The organism is Rhodococcus sp. 11-3 (assembly GCF_023704055.1).
Lineage (GTDB): Bacteria > Actinomycetota > Actinomycetes > Mycobacteriales > Mycobacteriaceae > Rhodococcus > Rhodococcus aetherivorans.
Genome location: NZ_CP080406.1, coordinates 4,622,414 through 4,642,329, shown reverse-complemented (window position 1 = coordinate 4,642,329; position 19,916 = coordinate 4,622,414). Strand labels below are relative to the sequence as shown.

Below are 19,916 nucleotides of genomic sequence, written 5' to 3'. Positions count from 1 at the left end.
GTGCGGACGGACGTGGTTCAGCTTAATTGAGGAAGGGAGCCGGCAGGGGTGGCTGCCATGGGCACGCGGGAGCGGCAGGAACTGCGCGACGAACCGGGCGTGACGAGAAATCGCTTCAGCGACAACACATGTGGGCGCTCACTCGACACAGGTCGACGGCGAGACGTCGAACGAGGTGCGTAGAGGCCATGGGCAATTCCTACCTCGAGAGGGTTTATTGGGGCAAATGCGCCCGCGGGGGGCCGTGCCCGCGCGGCCTAGGATCGCCCCATGGCAGCCGAACGCGCACCCGAACCCGACCCGGACGAAACGGACCGCAGCAGCGCGACGCCGTTCCTCGCGGCGCTCGCGATCATCGTGGTGCTCGTCGTCGGGGTGTTCGTCGCCCAGCTGGTGTCGCCGTCGGACAGCAGCACCTCCGGGACCGAGCTCGTCGTGCGAACGGTCGACGACTACGTCCGCGCGCACAACGCCGGCGACGCCCCCGCGCAGGACCGCTTGCGCTGCGACGGGCTCCCTGCCGACCGGGCCCCGCTGGCCGGCGTGGCCGGCGAGGTGCAGCTCGAGGGCGTCGAGAACGTCGAGACGGACGGCGACCGGGGAACCGCCGACGTGCGCGCCCGGTTCGACGGGAACGAGCAGACCGCCACGTGGCAGTTCGTCCGGATCGACGACGTCTGGCGGGTCTGCACCTTCTGATCGGGGACCGGCGCCACCCGCCCGCCTGGTCGGCTCGCCGCGAACTGTGAAAAGCTGGTGCGGTGAGCTACGCAGGTGATATAACGCCGCAGCAAGCGTGGGAGCTGCTGCGCGAGAACCCGGACGCCGTGCTCGTCGATGTGCGTACCGACGCCGAATGGAAATACGTGGGGGTCCCCGAGACCTCCCCCATCGGGCGCCGCACCGTTTTCGTCGAGTGGGTGCGCTACCCGGACGGTGCCCGCAACGCGGGGTTCGTCGAGCAGCTGAAGGACGCCGGCGTGACCGGCGGGCCGGTCGTGTTCCTGTGTCGCTCGGGACAGCGGTCCATCGCGGCCGCGGAAGCGGCCACCGCGGCGGGCCTGGCCCCGTCGTACAACATCGTCGAAGGATTCGAAGGCGGCCTCGATGCCGAGAGGCATCGCGGAGCCGAGGGCTGGCGGGCCGCGGGCCTGCCATGGAGGCAGTCGTGAGCGCAATTCCCAGGGGCGGCGCCTTCGAGCGGCCGCTGCCGGCATCGGTGCGTCCCGCCACGCTCGGCGTGCGCGGCGGCACCATGCGGTCCGGATTCGAGGAGACCTCCGAGGCGATCTACCTCAATTCCGGTTTCGTCTACGAATCGGCCGAGGCCGCGGAGCAGGCGTTCACGGGCGACGTGGACCACTTCGTCTACTCCCGGTACGGCAACCCGACCGTGAAGATGTTCGAGGAGCGGCTGCGGCTGCTCGAGGGCGCCGAGGGCTGCTACGCCACCGCCTCCGGCATGTCGGCGGTGTTCACCTCCCTCGCCGCGCTGCTCGGCAAGGGCGATCGCCTGGTCGCGGCCCGGAGCCTGTTCGGCTCCTGCTTCGTGGTGTGCAACGAGATCCTGCCCCGCTGGGGCGTGGAGACGGTGTTCGTCGACGGCGAGGACCTCGACCAGTGGGAACAGGCGCTGTCCGTGCCCACGACCGCGGTCTTCTTCGAGACGCCGTCGAACCCGATGCAGACCCTCGTCGACGTGCGCCGGGTCTCCGAGATGGCCCACGCCGCCGGTGCCAAGGTGGTGCTCGACAACGTCTTCGCCACGCCGCTGCTGCAGCGCAGCCTGGATCTCGGCGCCGACATCGTCGTGTACTCGGGCACCAAGCACATCGACGGCCAGGGCCGCGTGCTCGGCGGGGCGATCCTCGGCCCGCAGGACTACATCGACGGCCCGGTGCAGCAGCTCATCCGGCACACCGGCCCGGCGCTGAGCCCGTTCAACGCCCACACCCTGCTCAAGGGCCTCGAGACACTGCCGCTGCGGATCCGGCACTCGGTGGAGTCGTCCGGGCGGATCGCCCGCTTCCTCCAGGACCACGCCGCGATCAAGTGGGTCAAGTACCCGTTCCTCGAGTCGCACCCGCAGTACGACCTGGCGCGGTCCCAGATGAGCGGCGGCGGCACGGTCGTGACCTTCGAGCTGGACGCCCCGGAGGGCGAGGGCAAGAAGCGCGCGTTCGAACTGCTCGACGGGCTGCGCATCGTCGACATCTCCAACAACCTCGGCGACGCCAAGTCGCTGATCACCCACCCCGCGACGACGACGCACCGGGCGATGGGTCCGGAGGGCCGGGCGGCAATCGGCCTGTCCGACGGTGTGGTCCGGTTGTCGGTGGGGCTCGAGGATCCGGAGGACCTGCTCGAGGACTTCGAGCAGGCGCTGAAGTAGCTCGCTGCCACGTCGGAGGCGACAGCCACGTCGAGGCCGTACCGGCATCGCGGACTCCGACCCCCTGGGCCTGCCGAGTCGATGACACCGGCCGTACCGGACACCGAAGGAGAGCCGGCTCGGCGGTCGGGTGTGCTTCGGTAACGTACAAGTCGACCCGCAACTGCGTGTCGTTCGATCGGCTCTGCACAGCCGAACTGTGGGAGGTTCCCGTGGCTGGTGGTCTCGTCGCCCTGTTGGACGACGTCGCGGCACTGACGAAGGCGGCCGCGGCGTCCATCGACGATATCGGCGCCGCGGCCGGCAAGGCCGGGGTCAAGGCGGCCGGTGTCGTCGTCGACGACACCGCCGTCACCCCGCGCTATGTGCACGGGTTCACCCCCGATCGAGAACTGCCGATCATCCGCAAGATCGCGACCGGGTCGATCCGCAACAAGCTCCTGATCATCCTGCCGGTGGCGATGCTCCTGAGCCAGTTCCTGCCCCAGGCGCTGCCCTACCTGTTGATCGCCGGTGGTCTGTACCTGTGCTACGAGGGGGCCGAGAAGGTCTACGAAGCACTCACCGGTGGTCACCACGACGAGGACGCGACCGCGGGGCAGAGCGGGCCGGAGTTCGAGAAGTCGATGGTCAGCGGCGCGATCCGCACCGACCTCATCCTGTCGGCCGAGATCATGGTGATCTCACTGGCGTCGGTCGAGGACGAACCGTTCCTCACCCGGCTGTTGGTGCTCGTCGTCGTCGCGATCCTCATCACCGCCCTGGTGTACGGCGCGGTCGCGCTGATCGTGAAGATGGACGACGTGGGCCTGTCGCTCGCCCGACGCCGATCGTCGTTCAGCCGACGATTCGGGCGGGGGCTCGTGGCCGCGATGCCGAAGGTGATGACGGTGCTCACCGTGGTCGGGATCGCCGCGATGCTGTGGGTCGGTGGCCACATCCTGCTCGTCAACGTCGGCGAGGCAGGATTCCATTGGCCGGCCGATCGCCTCCACGATCTCGAACACTGGTTCGGCGATCTCGTGCACGGCGGCTTCGGCGGTGTGCTGTCCTGGACTGCCGGGACCGTGGCGTCCGCACTCGTCGGGCTCGTCGTGGGTGCGATCATCGTCCTGATCGCGCACCTGATTCCGAAACGGAAGAAGCGCGGCGCGGCGCACTGACGGTGTCGACGTCCTCCGATGGGTCACCGGGGTGGGGAACCGGTCGAAGACGGCGTCGGGCCGCCGTCCCCGGACCCGGCGTCCTGCGATACGCTGCGGTGACCCCGCTTGCCGGCGGGGTGCCGCAGCGTATCGGTGAAGTCCGGTGTAATCCGGCACTGTCCCGCAACTGTGAGGCCGGCAGCGCGCTGCCGGACGAGTCAGGTCGGCCGGCGCGGCGGTCACGTACTGGTCCTCGGACGAAGGACGGTGTCGTGCCGCAACGGTGATCCGTTGCAGCCGTGCTGTTTTCGTCCTCCGCCTCACGGAGGATGGCTGTGCCTGCCCCCACTGCGCCCGCCCGCCGGCTGTTCGCTACCGGACTCGCCGCGCTCGCCCTGCTCGCCGCCTCGTGCGGCTCGAGCGGCGGATCCGACCCGGCCTCCGCGTCGTCCGGCGACGGCACCTTCCCGGTCACCGTGGGCTCCGGCGACGGCGCGATCACCCTCGACGCGGTCCCCGGATCGATCGTCTCCCTCAGCCCCACCGCCACCGAGATGCTCTACGCCGTCGGCGCCGGCGACCAGGTCGTCGCGGTCGACGACCAGTCCGATTTCCCCGCGGAGGCGCCCGTCACCGCCCTGTCCGGATACTCGCCGAACGTCGAGGCCGTGCTCGGCTACGAACCGGACCTCGTGGTCGCCATGGACGACGTCGGCGACCTCGTCTCCGGCCTCGAGGCGGCCGGCGTCCCCACGCTGCTGCTGCCCGCCGCCACCACCCTCGACGAGGCGTACACGCAGATGGAGCAGCTCGGCGCCGCCACCGGGCACGTCGGCGACGCGGCCGAACTCGTCGCCTCGATGCGTAGCGACATCGACGAGGTCGTCGCCGGGCTGCCCCCGCGCCCGGCCCCGCTGACCTACTACCACGAGCTCGACGACACCTACTACAGCGTCACCGGCGGCACCTTCATCGGCGGCATCTACTCGATGCTCGGCCTGCGTTCGATCGGCGACGCCGCCGGAGCCGACGCCTACCCGCAGCTGTCCGCCGAGTACGTCCTCGACGCCGACCCCGACCTGATCTTCCTCGCCGACGGGCAGTGCTGCGGTGTCACCCCGGACACCGTGGCCGCCCGCGCCGGCTGGGGCGAGCTGACGGCCGTCCGGTCCGGCCAGGTCCACGTGCTCGACGAGGACGTCGCCAGCCGCTGGGGACCCCGGGTCGTGGACCTCGTGCGGCACCTCGGGACGATCGTGGCCGCCGCGCCCGCGTCCGAACCCGCCGCGCAGCCCACCCGGTGACCCGCGCCGCGCGCCACCCGGCCCTGGTGCTCGGCGCGGCAGCCCTCGTCCTGGTGGTCGCGCTGCACGTCGGGGTGCTCGTCGGCCCCGCCGGGCTCACCGTGCGCGGCGTGTTCCTCGAGCTGATCGACGCCCTGCCGTTCGTCGACGTCGACTCCGGACTGACGACGCGGCAGCAGGCCATCCTGTGGAACATCCGGATGCCGCGGGTGGCGCTCGGCGCGCTGGTCGGTGCGATGCTCGCCATCGCGGGCGCCACCTACCAGGGGGTGTTCCGCAACCCGCTGGCCGACCCCTACCTGCTCGGCGTGTCGAGCGGGGCGGGCCTGGGCGCCACCCTCGCGATCGCGCTCGGCGGGGCGCTCGGCGCCGCCGGGGTGCCGGTCGCCGCGTTCGCCGGCGGCCTGGTGGCCGTCGCCGCCACGTACGCGCTCGGGCGCAGCGTCGGCGGGATGCGTTCGGAGGTCGTCATCATCCTGGCCGGCGTCGCGGTCGCGGCGTTCGCCAATGCGGCGCAGACGTTCGTCCAGCAGCTCTACGACGACACCCTGCGGCAGGTGTACACGTGGCTGCTCGGCCGCCTCAGCACCGACGGCTGGTCCGACGTGGTCGTCGTGCTGCCGTACGTCGTGGTGTCCGCCGCGGTCATCCTGCTGCACCGCCGGATGCTCGACGTGATGGCGGTCGGCGACGTGGAGGCCGCGAGCCTCGGCGTGAGCCCGGCCCGGGTCCGGCTGGTCCTGGTGTGCGTGGCCACCCTCGGCACCGCCGCCGTGGTCGGCGCCAGCGGGCTCATCGGCTTCGTCGGAATCGTGGTGCCGCACGCGATCCGGCTGATCGTCGGCCCGGGGCACCGGCTGCTGCTGCCGCTGTCGCTGATGATCGGGGCTGCCTTCCTCGTCCTGGCGGACGTGCTGGCCCGGACCGTGATGTCCCCGGCCGAACTGCCCATCGGCGTGGTGACCGCGGCCGTCGGCGCCCCGTTCTTCCTCGTCGTGCTGCGCCGGCATCGGGGGGTGTCGTGAACGCCGTCGACTGCCACGGCCTGAGCGTCGCCCGCGGCGGCAAGACCGTCCTGCACGGGGTGGACCTGCTTGTCGGACAGGGGGAGTGGGTCGCGCTCGTCGGGCCCAACGGCGGTGGGAAGACCACGCTGCTGCACGCGCTCGCGGGCCTGGTGCCCGCGACCGGCCGGATCCGCGTCGGCGGCCTGGACCCCGCTCACGCCGGACGCCGGGCGATGGCCCGGACGGTGGCGCTCATGCCGCAGCGGCCGGTGGTGCCCGAGGGCATGACCGTCGCCGACCTGATCCGGCTCGGCCGTACCCCGCACATGCCGCGGTTCGCGACCGAGTCGGCGCACGACCGCGAGGTGGTCGAGTCGGTGCTCGACCGCCTCGACCTGCGCGGGCTGGCCGCGCGGCCGGCGACCGAGCTGTCCGGCGGTGAGCTGCAACGGGTGGTGCTCGGGCGCGCACTCGCGCAGGAACCGAAGGTGCTGCTGCTGGACGAGCCCACCAGCGCCCTCGACATCGGCCACCAGCAGCACGTGCTGGACCTGGTGGAGTCGATGCGCGCGGAGAACGGGCTCACCGTCCTCGCGGCCATGCACGACCTGACGTCGGCGGCGCTGTACGGCGGACGGCTGGTGCTGCTCGCCGACGGCCGCGTCGTCGCCGACGGCACGCCCCGGCAGGTGCTGACGGCCCGGCGGATCGCCGACGTGTACGGCGCGCGCGTCGAGGTGCTGGACCGACCCGGTTCCGGACCGGCCATCGTTCCGGTTCGCGGGAGCTGTTCCGGCCGAACCGAATCGGAGGGTTCGTGATGGAGGTCCTGCTGCTGGGTACGGGTGCGGCCGACGGCTGGCCGAATCCGTTCTGTACGTGCGCATCGTGCTCGGACGCGGCCGCCCGCGGCGAGATACGCGGGCAGACGGCGGCACTGGTGGACGACGTCCTCATGCTCGACTGCGGGCCCGAGGCGCCGCGCGCGGCCCTGCGCCACGGCCGCACCCTCGCCGGGGTGCGGCACATCCTGCTCACCCATTCGCATCCCGACCATCTCGGCCCGCAGGCGCTGCTGTTCCGTGCCTGGGCGACAGTGGATTTCGAGATCGAGGTGATCGGACCCCCCGACACGCTGGACCAGTGCCGGGACTGGGTGGGTCCCACCGACGCGGTGCGGTTCGTGCCCGTCGCGGCGGGGGACGTGCTGACGGTGGGCGAGTACCGGGTGCGGGTCCTGCCCGCCGCCCACCGGGTCCTGAGCGAGGGAGACTCGGTGCTCTACGACGTGCAGGGCCCGGGCGGCGACCGGTTGCTGTGGGCGTGCGACACCGGCCCGCTGCCCGCGGACTGGTTCGAGCGGGTCGCCGGCGCGCGGTACGACGCGGTCTTCCTGGAGGAGACGTTCGGTGACCGCATCGATCTGGGGGACGCGCACCACACGCTGCCCGCGTTCGGCGAGACGGTGGGGGCGCTGCGTGCGTGCGGGGCGGTGACCGAGCGGACCGATGTGGTGGCCGTGCATCTGGGGCACCACAACCCGCCGGTCGCGCAGTTGCGGATCCGCCTGGCGGCCTGCGGGGCGCGACCGGGCGACGACGGTGAGGTGACGACGGTGGGACAAACGACCGGCAAAGCCGCTGCGCCGCAGCGCACCCTGGTACTCGGCGGTGTCCGCTCCGGCAAGTCGCGGCACGCCGAGGAGTTGCTCGAATCGTTCCCGGCGGTGACGTACGTGGCGACCGGCGGCACGCGCGACGGCGACGCGGAGTGGGCCGAGCGGGTGGCGCTGCACCGCGCCCGTCGGCCGCGGTCGTGGACGACGGTGGAGACCGACGACGTGGCATCCGTACTGCGCGGGTCGCGCGAGCCGTTGCTGATCGACTGCCTGGGAACCTGGCTCACCGCCCGCCTGGACCGTCACGACGTGTGGTCGGGCGGCGACGTCGCCGCGGTCGAGGCGGACGTCGAGGAGTTGCTCGAGGCGTGGCGTTCGTGTGCCGTGCCGGTGGTGGCGGTCAGCAACGAGGTCGGCAGCGGCGTGGTGCCGCCGACGGCGTCGGGCCGGCTGTTCCGCGACCTGCTCGGGCGGCTCAACGCGCGGGTGGCCGCCGAGTCGGAGGCGGTGACGTTGGTCGTGGCGGGCATTCCGATGCGGTTGCGCTAGAGCATCGAACTTCGTTCTGTGCAAGTCGGATTCCCGGTCACACATAAACCTCCGATCGCACACGATTGTGTGCAGATGTGATCTGGAACACAGCCGTAACTGTTTAGTGACCCTTCGCATCGGGCGTGTTATCGTTCCGAAACGAACTGGGGTCCGAGCGGGGGTGTCGGTCCACAGTGCCCTTCGGGGCAGCACGCCAACGACACCTGAATCCGCCTGTGCGAGAAACCGACCGGTATCTCGCCCGACCTGACCAGAAGGCACATCCGAATCGACCGCGGCGGCCGCCCGCGGCCGTGATCAGCCGTGCCCGGGGGCGCCCGGGTAACCGCACACCTGAGTAGGGGAATGAATTGAGCATCAAGCACACGTCCGGCCTCCGCCGCGGCGCACGCATCGGTGGTGTCGCAGCTGCTGCTGCGATCGCCCTGGGCTTCCTGTCCGCGGGTGCGGCTAACGCCGACACCTTCGTGCCGCTGCCCGACGGCGAGATCGTCGCCGCGAACGGCAATGCCATGATCAAGCGCACCGCGGAGAGCGCCCTCATCTCGCCCTCCTTGGCTGCTAACGGCGCTGGTCGCGTGGCGTGGGTGTCCGGAACGATCGAGGTCGACGTCAAGGGCCTTCCCGCCGATCTCAAGGCCGGCCCGACCAATGGCGGCATCGCCACCGGTGATCCCACCGGTACGCAGGGCACCAACGGCACCTCGACGAACGAGGTTCCGCACCTGACGACCGGATACATCATTGGTTGCCAGATGGACATCACGGGCCTGAAGGGCAATCTCGGTGCCGGATTCGACATGGGCCCCTCGTCGGGTGGCGGAAGCCTCAGCGGCTCGATCAGTGTTCCGATCTCTGCAGGTCAGGTGAAGTTCGCGCGCATCGACGGCAAGGACATCCTCAAGGACGGCAAGTACAGCTACCGGTACCAGGACGCCCAGATCGAGGTTCAGGGCTGCGGTGGCTACGCACAGGCCCGCGCGTACACGGTCCTCGAGGTCACCGGAGCCAACTACTCCAAGACCACCCTGTACGGCCAGCCGTTCAGCATCGGCTGATCGCCACCGCCCTTCCCTCCGGCTTTTCGCTCCCGCGAACATCGAACCCTCGAGAGAGAGAACATGAAGACCAGCATCGCCAACGGCCTGCGCCGTGGTCTGAAGGCGGCCGGCATCGGCGCCACCGTCGCCGTCGCCATCGGATTCGCTTCTGCCGGTGCGGCAAACGCCGACACCTTCGTCCCGCTGCCGGACGGCAGCATCACCGAGACGCTGAACGGCACCACGGTGACCGTCAGCCGCGTCGGTGAGACCGCGAATATCTCCCCGTCGATGGGCGCGACGGCGCTGCACCGCAACGTGTGGGTCTCGGGCACCGCCAAGGTCGAGATCAGCGGCCAGGGTGCCGAGAAGGCCACCACCAAGTTCCAGCCGGGCTACATCGTCGCCTGCCAGATCAACCTGGGTGGCACCGCTGGCGGCGGCGCCGGCGTCAAGGCCGGCTACGCGGGTGAGAGCGCCTCGATCACCCCGTCGATCAACGGTAACGGCACGGTCACGCTCGGCCCGGGCCAGGCCCAGGACTTCAAGATCCTCGACCGCACCATCGCGAACGCCTTCGACGAAGAGCAGCATGTTCCGTTCAACGTCGTGAAGGGCCCGAACGGCAGCGTCACGTGGACCGATTCGACCCTCGCCGTGTCCGGTTGCGCCGGCTACGCGCAGGCTCGCAACTACATCAAGGTCACCGTCGACACCGGGACCAATGTCCAGCAGGTCACCCTCTGGGGCCAGCCCTTCAGCATCGGCTGAGCGAGGCGCCTTCAGAGGTGAGCAGCCCCGCCGACGAGAACCTCATCCTCTCGTCGGCGGGGCGTCGTCGCTGCCCGGTCCGGTGGGGGCCGGGCAGTGGCGTCATGGATGAACGGTGACGGGGAGGTTGTTGCGGCATCGCCCGAGTGGCATGCGCGACAACCTCCCCTTCGGCGTCGAAACCGCCCGCTCGATGCCGCTCAGAACGGATTCGCGGTGCGCCCCACCAGTTCCGCGATCGATTCGATGACGCGGGTGGGCCGGTAGGGGAACATCTCCACGGACTCGCGGGTGGAGATGCCGGTGAGGACCAGCAGTGTCTGCAGGCCCGCCTCGAGGCCGCAGACGATATCGGTGTCCATGCGGTCGCCGATCATGAGCGTGTGCTCCGAGTGCGCGCCGATCGCGCGCAGGGCGGACCGCATCATCAGGGCATTCGGCTTGCCCACGAAGTACGGTTCGCGGCCCGTCGCGCGGGTGATCAGGGCCGCGACGGCCCCGGTGGCGGGGAGCGAGCCCTCCCGCGACGGTCCGGTCGGATCCGGATTGGTCGCGATGAACCGGGCACCCCGCTCGACGAGCCGGATCGCCGTGGTGATCGCCTCGAACGAGTACGTGCGGGTTTCCCCCAGGACGACGTAGTCCGGATCGCTGTCGGTGAGGACGTAGCCGATGTCGTGCAGGGCCGTGGTCAGCCCCGACTCGCCCACCACGTAGGCGCTGCCACCGGGGCGCTGATTCGCCAGGAACGTCGCCGTCGCCAGCGCCGACGTCCAGATCGACTTCTCCGGGACGTCGAGCCCGGTGCGCAGCAGCCGGGCCCGCAGATCCCGCGGAGTGCGGATCGAGTTGTTGGTGAGCACCATGAACGGTGTGCCGTTCTCGCGCAGCTCGGTCAGGAACGCGTCGGCGCCGGGAATCAGGTGTTCCTCGTGGACCAGGACGCCGTCCATGTCCATCAGGTAGTTCCAGACCGGCGCGGGTGTGGGTTCGTCGCTCACCGTTCGAGTGTGTCACCGACCGCTCAGGCCAGCAGCCGGTACAAGCCGATCAACCCGACCACGACGATGACGGCACGCAGCGCCGTGGGCGAGAGCCGGCGGCCGTACCGGGAGCCGAGGGCGCCGCCGATCAGCGAGCCCACGGCGATCAGCGCCGCCACCGTCCAGTCGATCCGGTCGAACGCGACCAGCGTGTAGGCGGTGGCGGCCACGACGTTCACCAGCAGCGAGAGCAGATTCTTCGCGGCGTTCTGCCGCTGGATGTGATCGTGCAGCAGCGCGCCGAACAGGCCCATCAGCAGGATGCCCTGCGCGGCTGTGAAGTAGCCGCCGTACACGCCCACTGCGAAGGTGCCGACGATCAGCGCCGTCATCCGGGCGGGGCCGATCTGCTCCTCCGGGCCGCCGGAGCGGCGCAGCACCCACTGCTGCAGCTTCGGCTGGAACACGACGAGGAGCAGCGCCAGCACGAGCAGGACGGGCACGATCGTCTCGAAGGCCGACTCGGGCAGGTTCAGCAGCAGCCACGATCCGAGGACCGCGCCGGAGACCGACGCGGGGATCTGCCACCGTAGCCGGGGCCACTGTCCGCGCAGCTCCCGCCGGTACCCCCACGTGCTCGACACCCCACCCGCGACGAGTCCGACCGCGTTGGACATCGTGGCGGTCACCGGCGGCAGGCCGAAGGCGACGAGGGTCGGGAAGGTGATGAGGGTCCCGGAGCCGACCAGCGCGTTGATCGCGCCGGCGCCCAGCCCGGCCAGGGCGACGAGGAACAGTTCGAGCGGTGTCACCGAGCCGACCTTACGGTAGGCGCCGCCGTGGCCTGTCGTCGCCACCCCGGAGCGTCGGGTGCCACCGAATATGCTGTCTCGACAAGGCTTTCGCGTGGATCGACGGCGGACGGCACCGACCGCCGCGGGTGCCGGTGTCCCGCCGTCGTGGCCCGCCGGTGCACCGTCCCAATTCCGGACACTCCCCGTCCGCGGGGGTCGCCCACCCCTCCCGCCGGTTCGGGGGCCGAACGGCCCCGTTCCGGCGACGCGCGCTCGAATCCGCAGGTCGAGGGGCGTCCGAGGGCGGGAGATGAGCCACGTCATAGCGGGTGTCCGAAAGTGGCACACTTCACATCCTCGGGTCCGGACGCATGCTCTTCCTCATTCGAACCGCATCACCGCAACCCGAAACGGGGGACACCCGATGGACAGACTCATCAACATCGACAACGGTGGCACGCTCACCGACATCTGCGCCTGGGACGGCCACGAATTCAGCTTCACCAAGACCCTCACCACACCGTTCGATCTGTCGCAGTGCCTGTTCGACGGATTGACGAAGGTGTCGAAGGAGATCTACGGAGCCGAGGACCTGCCTGCACTGCTGCACTCGACGGCGCACATCCGTTACTCGACCACGCAGGGGACGAACGCGCTCGTCGAGCGCAAGGGTCCCCGCATCGGCATCATCACCGACTCGGCCGCCCTCGTCGACGAGCTGCGCCGCACCCCCGAGCAGCAGGCGCTGTTCGACGACCTCGTCGGGGCCCGGGTGGCCGTCGTCGACGCCGAGGCCGCGGACCTCGAGGGGGAGCTGGTCGCCCGGGTCAACCGTCTCACCACCGACGGTGCCGCCCGCATCGTCGTCGCCGTCGGGGACACCGACGACGGACGCGAGCGGAAGCTGCGCGGCATCCTGCTGCGCAAGTTCCCGCGCCACCTGCTCGGCTCGGTTCCGTTCCTGTACTCGTGGGACTTCACCACCGACCGCACGCCGGCCCGGCGGGTCTGGTCGGCCGTGATCAACACGTTCCTGCACCCGACGATGGAACGGTTCCTCTACAACGCCGAGCACCGGCTGCGCGACCACCGCGTCAAGAACCCGCTGCTGATCTACCGCAACGACGGCGCCTCCTCGCGCGTCGCGAAGTCCGTGGCCCTCAAGACGTACTCGTCCGGCCCGCGCGGCGGCCTCGAAGGCACCCGGGCGCTCGCCGAGATCTACGGCCTCAAGCACGTTCTCATGATCGACGTCGGCGGCACCACGACCGACATCGGCACGGTGGCCGGGCGGGAGATCCTCACCGACCGCCGCGGCTCGATCGCCGGCATCCCGATCTCCTTCCCGATGTCGAACGTCGAGTCGGCCGGCATCGGCGGCAGCTCCATCATCACCGTCACCGACGGGGCGATCACCGTCGGACCGGAAAGCGTCGGTGCGGCACCCGGACCGGCCTGCTTCGGCTTCGGCGGCACGTCCGCCACCATCACCGACGTCAACCTCCTCCTCGGCGTCCTCGACCCCACCACCTACCTCGACGGCGACTTCACCCTCGACGCGGACCGGGCCCGCGCCGTCGTCACCGCCACGGTGGCCGAACCTCTCGGCCTCACACTCGACGAGGCGCTGCTCGCGATGGAGCAGGCGTACTTCACCGCGATGGGCAACGCCGTCGCGCCCGCGGTGTCGGAGGCCGACGAGACCACCATCGCCGCGTTCGGCGGCGCCGGCCCGATGAGTGCGTGTGGCGCGGCGCGGGTCGCGGGCGTGCGCAGCGTGCTCGTCCCCAAGCTCGCGGCGGTGTTCTCCGCCTTCGGGATCGGGTTCTCCGACATCGGGCAGAGCTACGAGGCCGACGTCGCGGACACGGCGGAGGCGACGCTCGCCGCGGCCGTGGCCGACCTGCTGGCCAAGGCCGAACGGGACATGTTCCAGGAGGGGCACGCCCTCACCGACTGCGAACTGTCCTGGACCCTGACCACCGAGGATGCGCACGGGGCCACGGTCGACGAGGCGTCGTACGAACCCGGCGAGTGCGTCGAGCTCCTGCCCGGCGCGTCCACCGCGCTGACCCTGGTGGCCACCCGCCGGATGAACCGGATCGAGCTCCCGCACGGCTCCTTCGCCGAGGCCCGCGATCCCCGGGCGGCCGGGGAGCGCACCGTGCTCGGAGCCGGCGGCCGACGGGCGGTGCCGGTGTTCGCGCTGGCCGACCAGGAGCCCGGCGCCACCGCCGAGGGCCCGGCCATCGTCGAAGGCCCCTTCTTCACCGCCCGCGTGCAGGAGGGCTGGAAGTTCGACGTCACCGCCGGCGGCGACCTGCTGCTCACCGACACCCACTGACCGACAGAGCCCGAAGCCTGTTCGACCGCAGGCTCGTTCGAAGGATGCACGACATGCAGATCCCCATGACCGAATACCTGGTCATCGACCTCGACAGCGAACTGTGGGTGTGCCGGGTGTGCCGGCACGAACTCGGCAGCGCCCGCGGCAATTACAAGGAAGGCACCCTGGTCTACGACCGCGACCCGCGCGAGATCCACCAGCCGATCATCGATCCCGACCGCTACGAGTTCACCTTCTCGCCGGACCCGGCCTACTGCCGCATCCTCGAGTACTACTGCCCCGGCTGCGGCACCCAGATCGAGACCGAGTACATCCCGCCGGGACACCCCCCGACCGTCGACATGGAATGGGACGTCGACGCCTTGCGCGCCCAGTGGCTCGAACGCGGCACCGATCCCGGACAGGTCGTCACGTACGGCCCCGGCCAGGACGCCGAGGGCGAGTTCGAAGGCCGGCGCCACAACCACCACTAGTCACCGCGACCCGCAAGGAACCTCGTCACCATGAAACGAATCTCCGTCGACATCGGCGGCACCTTCACCGACTGCTTCTTCGCCTGGGACGACAAGTACGTCGAGGCCAAGGCCCTCACCACCCACCACAACCTGGCGCAGGGATTCAACGAGGCACTCGACCTCGCCTGCCGCCGAGCCGAACTGGACCGGGACGACGTCCTGTCCCAGGTGGATTCGGTCCGCTACGCGACCACGCTCGGCACCAACGCCCTCATCGAGCGCAAGGGCCCGCGCGTCGGTGCCATCGTCACCCACGGCTTCGAGGACACCATCCCGCTCTCCCGCGGCCGCGGATACGGCGAGGGACTCGATCCGTCGATGCAGCAGAACCTGCCGGCCGCGGAGCGGCCCGAACCGCTGGTCCACCGGAGCCTGATCCGGTCGGTCCAGGAGCGGGTCAACTCCGCCGGCGAGATCGTCGTCCCGCTCGTCGAGCAGAACGTGCGCACGATGGTGCGCGAACTCGTCGACGCCGGTGCGCAGGCGCTCGTGGTGTCGCTGGTGAACGCCACCGAGAATCCCACCCACGAGCTGCGGATCATGGAGATCATCCAGGAGGAGTACCCGGAGCATCAGCTCGGCGCGATCCCGGTGCTGCTCGGCCACCAGGTCTCCGGGCGCAAGGGCGAGTACGTCCGCGCGACGTCCACCATCGTCGACGGCTTCCTGCACGGCATCATGTTCCACGCCATGAGCCAGCTCGCGAACAACCTGCGCGACTCGGGCTACGACAAGCCGATGCTCATCATCCACAACTCCGGCGGCATGGCCCAGATGAACTCGACCGATGCCCTGCAGACCATCCACTCGGGTCCCGTCGCGGGTGTCAGTGCCGCCGAGCATCTGTCGGAGTCCTCGGGGATCGGCAACATCATCACCACCGACATGGGCGGCACGTCCTTCGACATCGGACTGGTACCCGCGGGCGGCGTGAAGCACTACGACTTCCAGCCCACGATCGACCGCTGGCTGGTCTCGGTCCCGATGATCCACCTCGAAACCCTCGGCGCCGGTGGTGGTTCCATCGCAAGCTACGACCGGATCCACCACTCGGTCCGGCTCGGGCCCGAGTCCGCCGGCTCGGACCCCGGTCCGGCCTGCTACGACCGCGGCGGGCTGCGCCCCACGGTGACCGACGCCGACCTGCTGCTCGGCTACCTCGATCCGGACAACTACGCCAACGGCTTCATCAAGCTCAACCGCAAGCGGGCGGTGTTCGCCGTCGAGGAACAGCTGTGCGACGAGCTCGACCTCGACGTCATCGACGTCGCCAAGGTCATCAAGCGGTCCGTCGACGAGCAGATGGCGATCGGCATCGCCAAGGAGTTGCGGGTGCGCGGCTACTTGCCGGAGGACTTCACCATGCTCGCGTACGGCGGCAACGGCCCGCTGCACGCGTGCGGGATCGCCGACCAGGCCGGCATCCGCAAGATCCTCGCCCCGCCGTTCTCCTCGGTGTTCTCCGCCTGCGGCGCCGGCAACATGAAGCAGCTGCACATCCACGAGCGCGGCGTCCACGTGGTGCTCTACAACGCCACCACCCGCGGGCTCTACGACAGCTACGACGAATTCAACGACATCGTCGCCGCGCTCGAGGCCCGGGGCGCGGAGGATCTGCGACGCCAGGGTGTCGGCGACGGGGCGATCGAGCACCGCCTCGAGATGGACCTGCGCTACGGCAACCAGCTCGTGACGACGGCAGTGGCCTTCGACATCAACCGGATCCACGGCGTCGGTGACGTGCTCCACCTGATCCGTACGTTCTCCGACATCTACTCCAAGCGCTACGGCGAGGGGTCGGCCGCACCCGAGGCCGGCATCCGCGTCCAGACCATCAGGGTCGCGTCCTACGTCAACGGTGAGACCGTCGAGTTCGATTCCCTGCACCACGACGGGGAGCGGACGCTGCCGACGCCGGTCGGGCACCGCGACGTCCATTTCGTCGCGCATCCCCGGGCGATCACCACCGCGATCTACGACGCCGACGCGCTGAGTCACCACCACGTGATTCCCGGTCCGGCGATCGTCACCACCGAGAACACGACCTACCTCGTCGAGCCGGGCTGGCGCCTCGAACCCTCACCGCAGGGCGCCGTCTGGTTCCTCAAGGACTAGCGCAGAAACACAGGAGACACAGCCATGACCGCACTTCACGACGACCTCACAGCCGCTGCGGAGCAGCGCCTTGCAACCGCTTCGCTGAACGAGCAGGAGCAGCAGTGGGTCGACGACTTCATGGACGAGACGACGCTGTTCCTCGGGCCGGACCGGGAGATCATGCGTTCGCACCACATCACCTCCCGAAGCGAGTTCGAGCAGGAATGCCTCGCCGACGGGGTCGACCCCCTCCAGGTGGACCGCATCCGCAAGCGCCTCGCGGGCGCCCTCGACGAGGGCTTCGAGATGTGCGAGGCGATGGGCGCGGCGCCGGGCGCCAAGTGGGGCGACCTCACCACGGCCATCTACACGGCGGCCGGGGACGTCACCTACCTGTCCTGCCACGGCGTGATCGCCTTCTCCGCGATCCTGCACCACCCCATCCGGTACATCATGAAGTACTGGAAGGACGAGCCGACCGTCGGAATCCACCCCGGCGACGGGTTCATCCACAACGACGCCCGCTTCGGCAACGTCCACAACACCGACCAGTCGATGATCATGCCGATCATCCGGGACGACCGCATCATCGCCTGGGTGGCCGCCACGATCCACGAGGGCGAGAACGGCGCCTGCGAACCGGGCGGCATGCCCTCCGGCTCGGAGACCCCGTTCGACGACGGCCTGCGGATGAGCCCGTTCAAGATCGTCGAGCGCGGCGAGCTGCGCCGCGACCTGCTCACCTTCCTGCAGCACTCGGTCCGCGACCCGAAGCTCCAGCTGGCCGACCTGAAGGTGAAGATCGGTGCGGTCCAGCGCATCCAGGAACGCGTCGACAAGATCATCGACGAGGTCGGCGTGGAGACGTTCGTCGCGGCGCTGCGGATCACCGTCGAGGACGTCGAGGCCGAGGTGCGCCGGCGCATCCGGGAACTGCCCGACGGCACGGTCCGGTTCAACCAGTTCATGGACTCCACCCTCAAGGAGAACATCCTCATCAAGCTCGCCTGCTCCATCACGGTCCGGGGCGACAAGATGACCATCGACCTGCGGGGCAGCGGACCGGAGATCCTGAACCGGGCCATCAACTCGCCGCTGTGCTCGGTCAAGTCGATGATGATGCAGGCCATCCTCGCGTTCTGGTGGCCGGACCTGCCGCGCTGCACCTCCGCGATGAGCCCGATCGAGATCATCTCCGACGAGCACACGTGGTCCGACGCCGGCTACGACGCCCCCATGGGCCAGTCGCTGCAGGCCTCCTTCCGCGGCTTCTCGGCGCTCCAGAATCCCTGGGCCAAGCTGCAGTTCTCCAACCCGGAGAAGTTCTCCAACGTCATCGCGCCCTGGTTCAACCAGATCAACACCTTCCTGTGGGGCGGGGTCACCCAGCACGGCGACCAGGTCGGCAACCTGTGCGCCGACCTGAACGGCATGGGCGGCGGCGCCAAGGCGTTCCGGGACGGCGAGGACGCGGTCTCCCCGCTCTTCTGCGCGATGGCCGACACGGCCGAGCAGGAGGTCATGGAGGAGGAGGTGCCCTTCATGCAGCTGGTGAGCAAGCGGATCGTCCGCGACAACCAGGGCTTCGGCAAGTACCGCGGCGGCATGGGCTACGAGATGATCGTGGCGGCCGAGGGCACCCCGCTGTGGGGCTTCATGACGGTGACCTCCGGTGCCAAGTTCTCCTCCATCAGCGGACAGTTCGGCGGGTACGGCTGCAACACCTACCCGCTCGCGACGGTCAAGGGCGTCAACGTCTACGACGAGCTGCGCCGCAACCCGGAACGGTTCGACCTGTCCATCGAGAAGGTGATGAACGAACAGCCCTTCGAGGGCGCCGAGTACAGCACCAGCCACATGGGTCTGCAGTTCGACGTCGCCAAGGACGGTGAGCTGTACATGATTTCGCAGGGCACGGGCGGAGGGTACGGAGATCCGCTCGAACGCGCCCCGGAGGACGTGGTCGCGGATCTCGAGATCGACCGGATCTCCGCGAAGGTGGCGCACGACATCTACGGCGTCGTGTACGCGCCGGACACGTTCGTCGTGGACGTCGACGCCACGGAGACGCTACGCGCGTCGATGCGGCGCGACCGGCTCTCCCGCGGTGTGCCCTACGGCGAGTTCGTCGAGAAGTTCGTGACGCCCGAACCGCCGCAGGACCTGCTGTACTACGGATCCTGGGGCGACACCGAGGAACTGACCGCCACGCACTTCACCGTGCACGGCGCCGAGCGGGTCACCACGACGATCGACAAGATGCCGATCATCATGATGCCCGACCGGCGGGAGCTGAAGATCGCCGAGCTCACGGCCCGGGTGAAGGAACTCGAGTCCAAGCACGGCGAGATCGTCCACCGCAAGTCCTGAAACCGGTCCGGCCGGAGCCGGTTCCGGCCGGCTCCGGCCACCGGATCCACCCAAGCCGGGTGCCCGCACGTGTGCTCCCCTCACCGTGCGGGCACCCACTCCCTGGAGTCAGAAACATGACCATCTCGTTTCCCGCCGTACTCGACGCGCCGGTCTCCGGGCGCCGGGTCCCGCTCGTCGTCGACCATCTCGACTACAGCCGCCGGGTCCTGCTCCGCGGCAACCCGGTGCCCTGGGAGGATCCCACCGCGCTGTCGAACTTCCTCAACCAGGCCCACGGGCTGCTGCGACCGGACGTCACGCTGCTCGATCTCGGCGAGTACTACCGCCTCGCGGCGGACGACCCGCGCCTGCGCGAGGCGATGGCCGCACGGTCCCGGACCGGGTACGCGTTGCGGGCACTGCTGGCGGACGCCGCGACCGCCCGCGCCGTGGCGACGCTCGCCGCCACCGTGGCCGGCACGACCCGGCTGCCGCTGGTGCTGCAGATCCCCTCGCCGCGGGCCTGGCTGGCGGCGACCCACCCCGGAGACGTCGCGGACCTGGACGCGGACCGCGTCGAGGCCGCGGCGATGTACGTCGCGGACTGGCTGCGCGGCTTCGCCGAGGTGCCGGTCTCGGCGGTCCTGCTCGACGAGCGGATCGCGCCCGGCGCCGACGCCGCCGCGCTACCGCCGGTCGATCCGCAGTCGTACGTGCCGGTGACGAACGTGGCCGCGCACTACCGGTGGGAGATCGGACTGCGCGGCGAGGACACCGTCTCGGTCGGCGCGCACGAGGGTGACGTCCTCGGCTCCGGTTACTGGCTCGCCGACGACGCTGCCGTACCGGACGCCCGCGGAGCGTTCCGGCTCGCGCACCTGCCGGCGGATGCGGTCCCGGAGACGGTGCTCGCCCGGCTGGCCCGGCTCGACGGCCACGGTGCCTGAACGTGGACGACCTGCACACCGGTGCCGCGGGGAGCGGCACCGGCCCAGGGGC

General features: G+C 70.0%; 17 protein-coding genes and 1 riboswitch. Of the genes, 15 read left to right on the top strand and 2 right to left on the bottom strand.

From position 1 onward, the window contains the following. Nucleotides 1-270 precede the first annotated feature (270 nt). From KZJ41_RS21520 to KZJ41_RS21475, 10 genes are all read left to right on the top strand, one after another. Nucleotides 271-699 (top strand): hypothetical protein, encoded by a 429-nt coding sequence (locus KZJ41_RS21520; protein WP_251549556.1) that lies wholly within the window; start codon nt 271-273, stop codon nt 697-699. Nucleotides 700-761: 62 nt separating this feature from the next. Continuing rightward, entirely contained in the window at nt 762-1,172 is a 411-nt protein-coding gene (locus KZJ41_RS21515; RefSeq protein ID WP_006945501.1) for a rhodanese-like domain-containing protein, read from the top strand. Next, nucleotides 1,169-2,392, top strand: a complete 1,224-nt coding sequence (locus KZJ41_RS21510; protein ID WP_251549554.1) for an O-succinylhomoserine sulfhydrylase — start codon at nt 1,169-1,171, stop codon at nt 2,390-2,392. The genes KZJ41_RS21515 and KZJ41_RS21510 overlap by 4 nt, the downstream gene beginning before the upstream one ends. Before the next feature lie 212 nt (nt 2,393-2,604). Further along, on the top strand, nt 2,605-3,555 hold the full coding sequence (locus KZJ41_RS21505; protein WP_029545373.1) for a DUF808 domain-containing protein: 951 nt from the start codon (nt 2,605-2,607) through the stop codon (nt 3,553-3,555). Between the two features lie 88 nt (nt 3,556-3,643). Next, nucleotides 3,644-3,787, top strand: a riboswitch (cobalamin riboswitch). Between the two features lie 79 nt (nt 3,788-3,866). Beyond that, a complete protein-coding gene (locus KZJ41_RS21500) occupies nt 3,867-4,841 on the top strand; it encodes an ABC transporter substrate-binding protein (RefSeq protein WP_044476458.1) in 975 nt (324 codons plus the stop codon). Next, nucleotides 4,838-5,866, top strand: coding sequence for an iron ABC transporter permease (locus KZJ41_RS21495; RefSeq protein WP_006945506.1), 1,029 nt, complete (start codon nt 4,838-4,840; stop codon nt 5,864-5,866). Before KZJ41_RS21500 ends, KZJ41_RS21495 begins: the two co-directional genes overlap by 4 nt. Continuing rightward, nucleotides 5,863-6,669 (top strand): ABC transporter ATP-binding protein, encoded by an 807-nt coding sequence (locus KZJ41_RS21490; protein WP_102799912.1) that lies wholly within the window; start codon nt 5,863-5,865, stop codon nt 6,667-6,669. Before KZJ41_RS21495 ends, KZJ41_RS21490 begins: the two co-directional genes overlap by 4 nt. Further along, the gene (locus KZJ41_RS21485) at nt 6,669-8,015 is read left to right on the top strand and encodes a bifunctional adenosylcobinamide kinase/adenosylcobinamide-phosphate guanylyltransferase (protein ID WP_251550998.1); all 1,347 of its coding nucleotides are present in this window, start codon (nt 6,669-6,671) and stop codon (nt 8,013-8,015) included. The genes KZJ41_RS21490 and KZJ41_RS21485 overlap by 1 nt, the downstream gene beginning before the upstream one ends. 353 nt (nt 8,016-8,368) lie before the next feature. Beyond that, entirely contained in the window at nt 8,369-9,076 is a 708-nt protein-coding gene (locus KZJ41_RS21480) for an MspA family porin (protein ID WP_168579951.1), read from the top strand. Between the two features lie 63 nt (nt 9,077-9,139). Then, nucleotides 9,140-9,829 (top strand): MspA family porin, encoded by a 690-nt coding sequence (locus tag KZJ41_RS21475; RefSeq protein ID WP_168579950.1) that lies wholly within the window; start codon nt 9,140-9,142, stop codon nt 9,827-9,829. A gap of 200 nt (nt 9,830-10,029) precedes the next feature. Here the strand turns inward: KZJ41_RS21475 and KZJ41_RS21470 are convergent, their stop codons facing one another. Together KZJ41_RS21470 and KZJ41_RS21465 are read right to left on the bottom strand one after the other, a co-directional pair. Beyond that, nucleotides 10,030-10,788 (bottom strand): HAD-IIA family hydrolase, encoded by a 759-nt coding sequence (locus KZJ41_RS21470; protein WP_044476465.1) that lies wholly within the window; start codon nt 10,786-10,788, stop codon nt 10,030-10,032. A gap of 65 nt (nt 10,789-10,853) precedes the next feature. After that, complete coding sequence (locus tag KZJ41_RS21465; RefSeq protein ID WP_006945513.1) at nt 10,854-11,624, bottom strand: sulfite exporter TauE/SafE family protein; 771 nt, start codon at nt 11,622-11,624, stop codon at nt 10,854-10,856. Between the two features lie 406 nt (nt 11,625-12,030). Here KZJ41_RS21465 and KZJ41_RS21460 point away from each other — a divergent pair, with 406 nt between their 5' ends. The 5 genes from KZJ41_RS21460 (at nt 12,031) to KZJ41_RS21440 (ending at nt 19,864) form a co-directional block, all read left to right on the top strand. Next, nucleotides 12,031-13,950 carry a hydantoinase/oxoprolinase family protein gene (locus tag KZJ41_RS21460; RefSeq protein ID WP_050035681.1) on the top strand — a complete coding sequence of 640 codons (1,920 nt, stop codon included), beginning with the start codon at nt 12,031-12,033 and terminating at the stop codon, nt 13,948-13,950. Nucleotides 13,951-14,003: 53 nt separating this feature from the next. After that, nucleotides 14,004-14,426 carry an acetone carboxylase subunit gamma gene (locus KZJ41_RS21455; protein WP_006945515.1) on the top strand — a complete coding sequence of 141 codons (423 nt, stop codon included), beginning with the start codon at nt 14,004-14,006 and terminating at the stop codon, nt 14,424-14,426. A 30-nt stretch (nt 14,427-14,456) separates the two neighbouring features. After that, entirely contained in the window at nt 14,457-16,583 is a 2,127-nt protein-coding gene (locus KZJ41_RS21450) for a hydantoinase/oxoprolinase family protein (protein WP_006945516.1), read from the top strand. Nucleotides 16,584-16,607: 24 nt separating this feature from the next. Continuing rightward, complete coding sequence (locus tag KZJ41_RS21445) at nt 16,608-18,935, top strand: hydantoinase B/oxoprolinase family protein (protein WP_006945517.1); 2,328 nt, start codon at nt 16,608-16,610, stop codon at nt 18,933-18,935. 116 nt (nt 18,936-19,051) lie between these two features. Then, nucleotides 19,052-19,864, top strand: a complete 813-nt coding sequence (locus KZJ41_RS21440) for a hypothetical protein (RefSeq protein ID WP_006945518.1) — start codon at nt 19,052-19,054, stop codon at nt 19,862-19,864. The last annotated feature ends 52 nt before the right edge of the window (nt 19,865-19,916 follow it).

What these genes read in the sequence shown, in the direction of transcription:
- KZJ41_RS21520 (WP_251549556.1), top strand. Translation starts at nt 271, where the DNA reads ATGGCAGCCGAACGCGCACCCGAACCCGACCCGGACGAAACGGACCGC.
- KZJ41_RS21500 (WP_044476458.1), top strand. Translation starts at nt 3,867, where the DNA reads ATGGCTGTGCCTGCCCCCACTGCGCCCGCCCGCCGGCTGTTCGCTACC.
- KZJ41_RS21485 (WP_251550998.1), top strand. Translation starts at nt 6,669, where the DNA reads ATGGAGGTCCTGCTGCTGGGTACGGGTGCGGCCGACGGCTGGCCGAAT.
- KZJ41_RS21475 (WP_168579950.1), top strand. Translation starts at nt 9,140, where the DNA reads ATGAAGACCAGCATCGCCAACGGCCTGCGCCGTGGTCTGAAGGCGGCC.
- KZJ41_RS21470 (WP_044476465.1), bottom strand. Translation starts at nt 10,788, where the DNA reads ATGGACATGGACGGCGTCCTGGTCCACGAGGAACACCTGATTCCCGGC.
- KZJ41_RS21460 (WP_050035681.1), top strand. Translation starts at nt 12,031, where the DNA reads ATGGACAGACTCATCAACATCGACAACGGTGGCACGCTCACCGACATC.
- KZJ41_RS21455 (WP_006945515.1), top strand. Translation starts at nt 14,004, where the DNA reads ATGCAGATCCCCATGACCGAATACCTGGTCATCGACCTCGACAGCGAA.
- KZJ41_RS21450 (WP_006945516.1), top strand. Translation starts at nt 14,457, where the DNA reads ATGAAACGAATCTCCGTCGACATCGGCGGCACCTTCACCGACTGCTTC.
- KZJ41_RS21445 (WP_006945517.1), top strand. Translation starts at nt 16,608, where the DNA reads ATGACCGCACTTCACGACGACCTCACAGCCGCTGCGGAGCAGCGCCTT.
- KZJ41_RS21440 (WP_006945518.1), top strand. Translation starts at nt 19,052, where the DNA reads ATGACCATCTCGTTTCCCGCCGTACTCGACGCGCCGGTCTCCGGGCGC.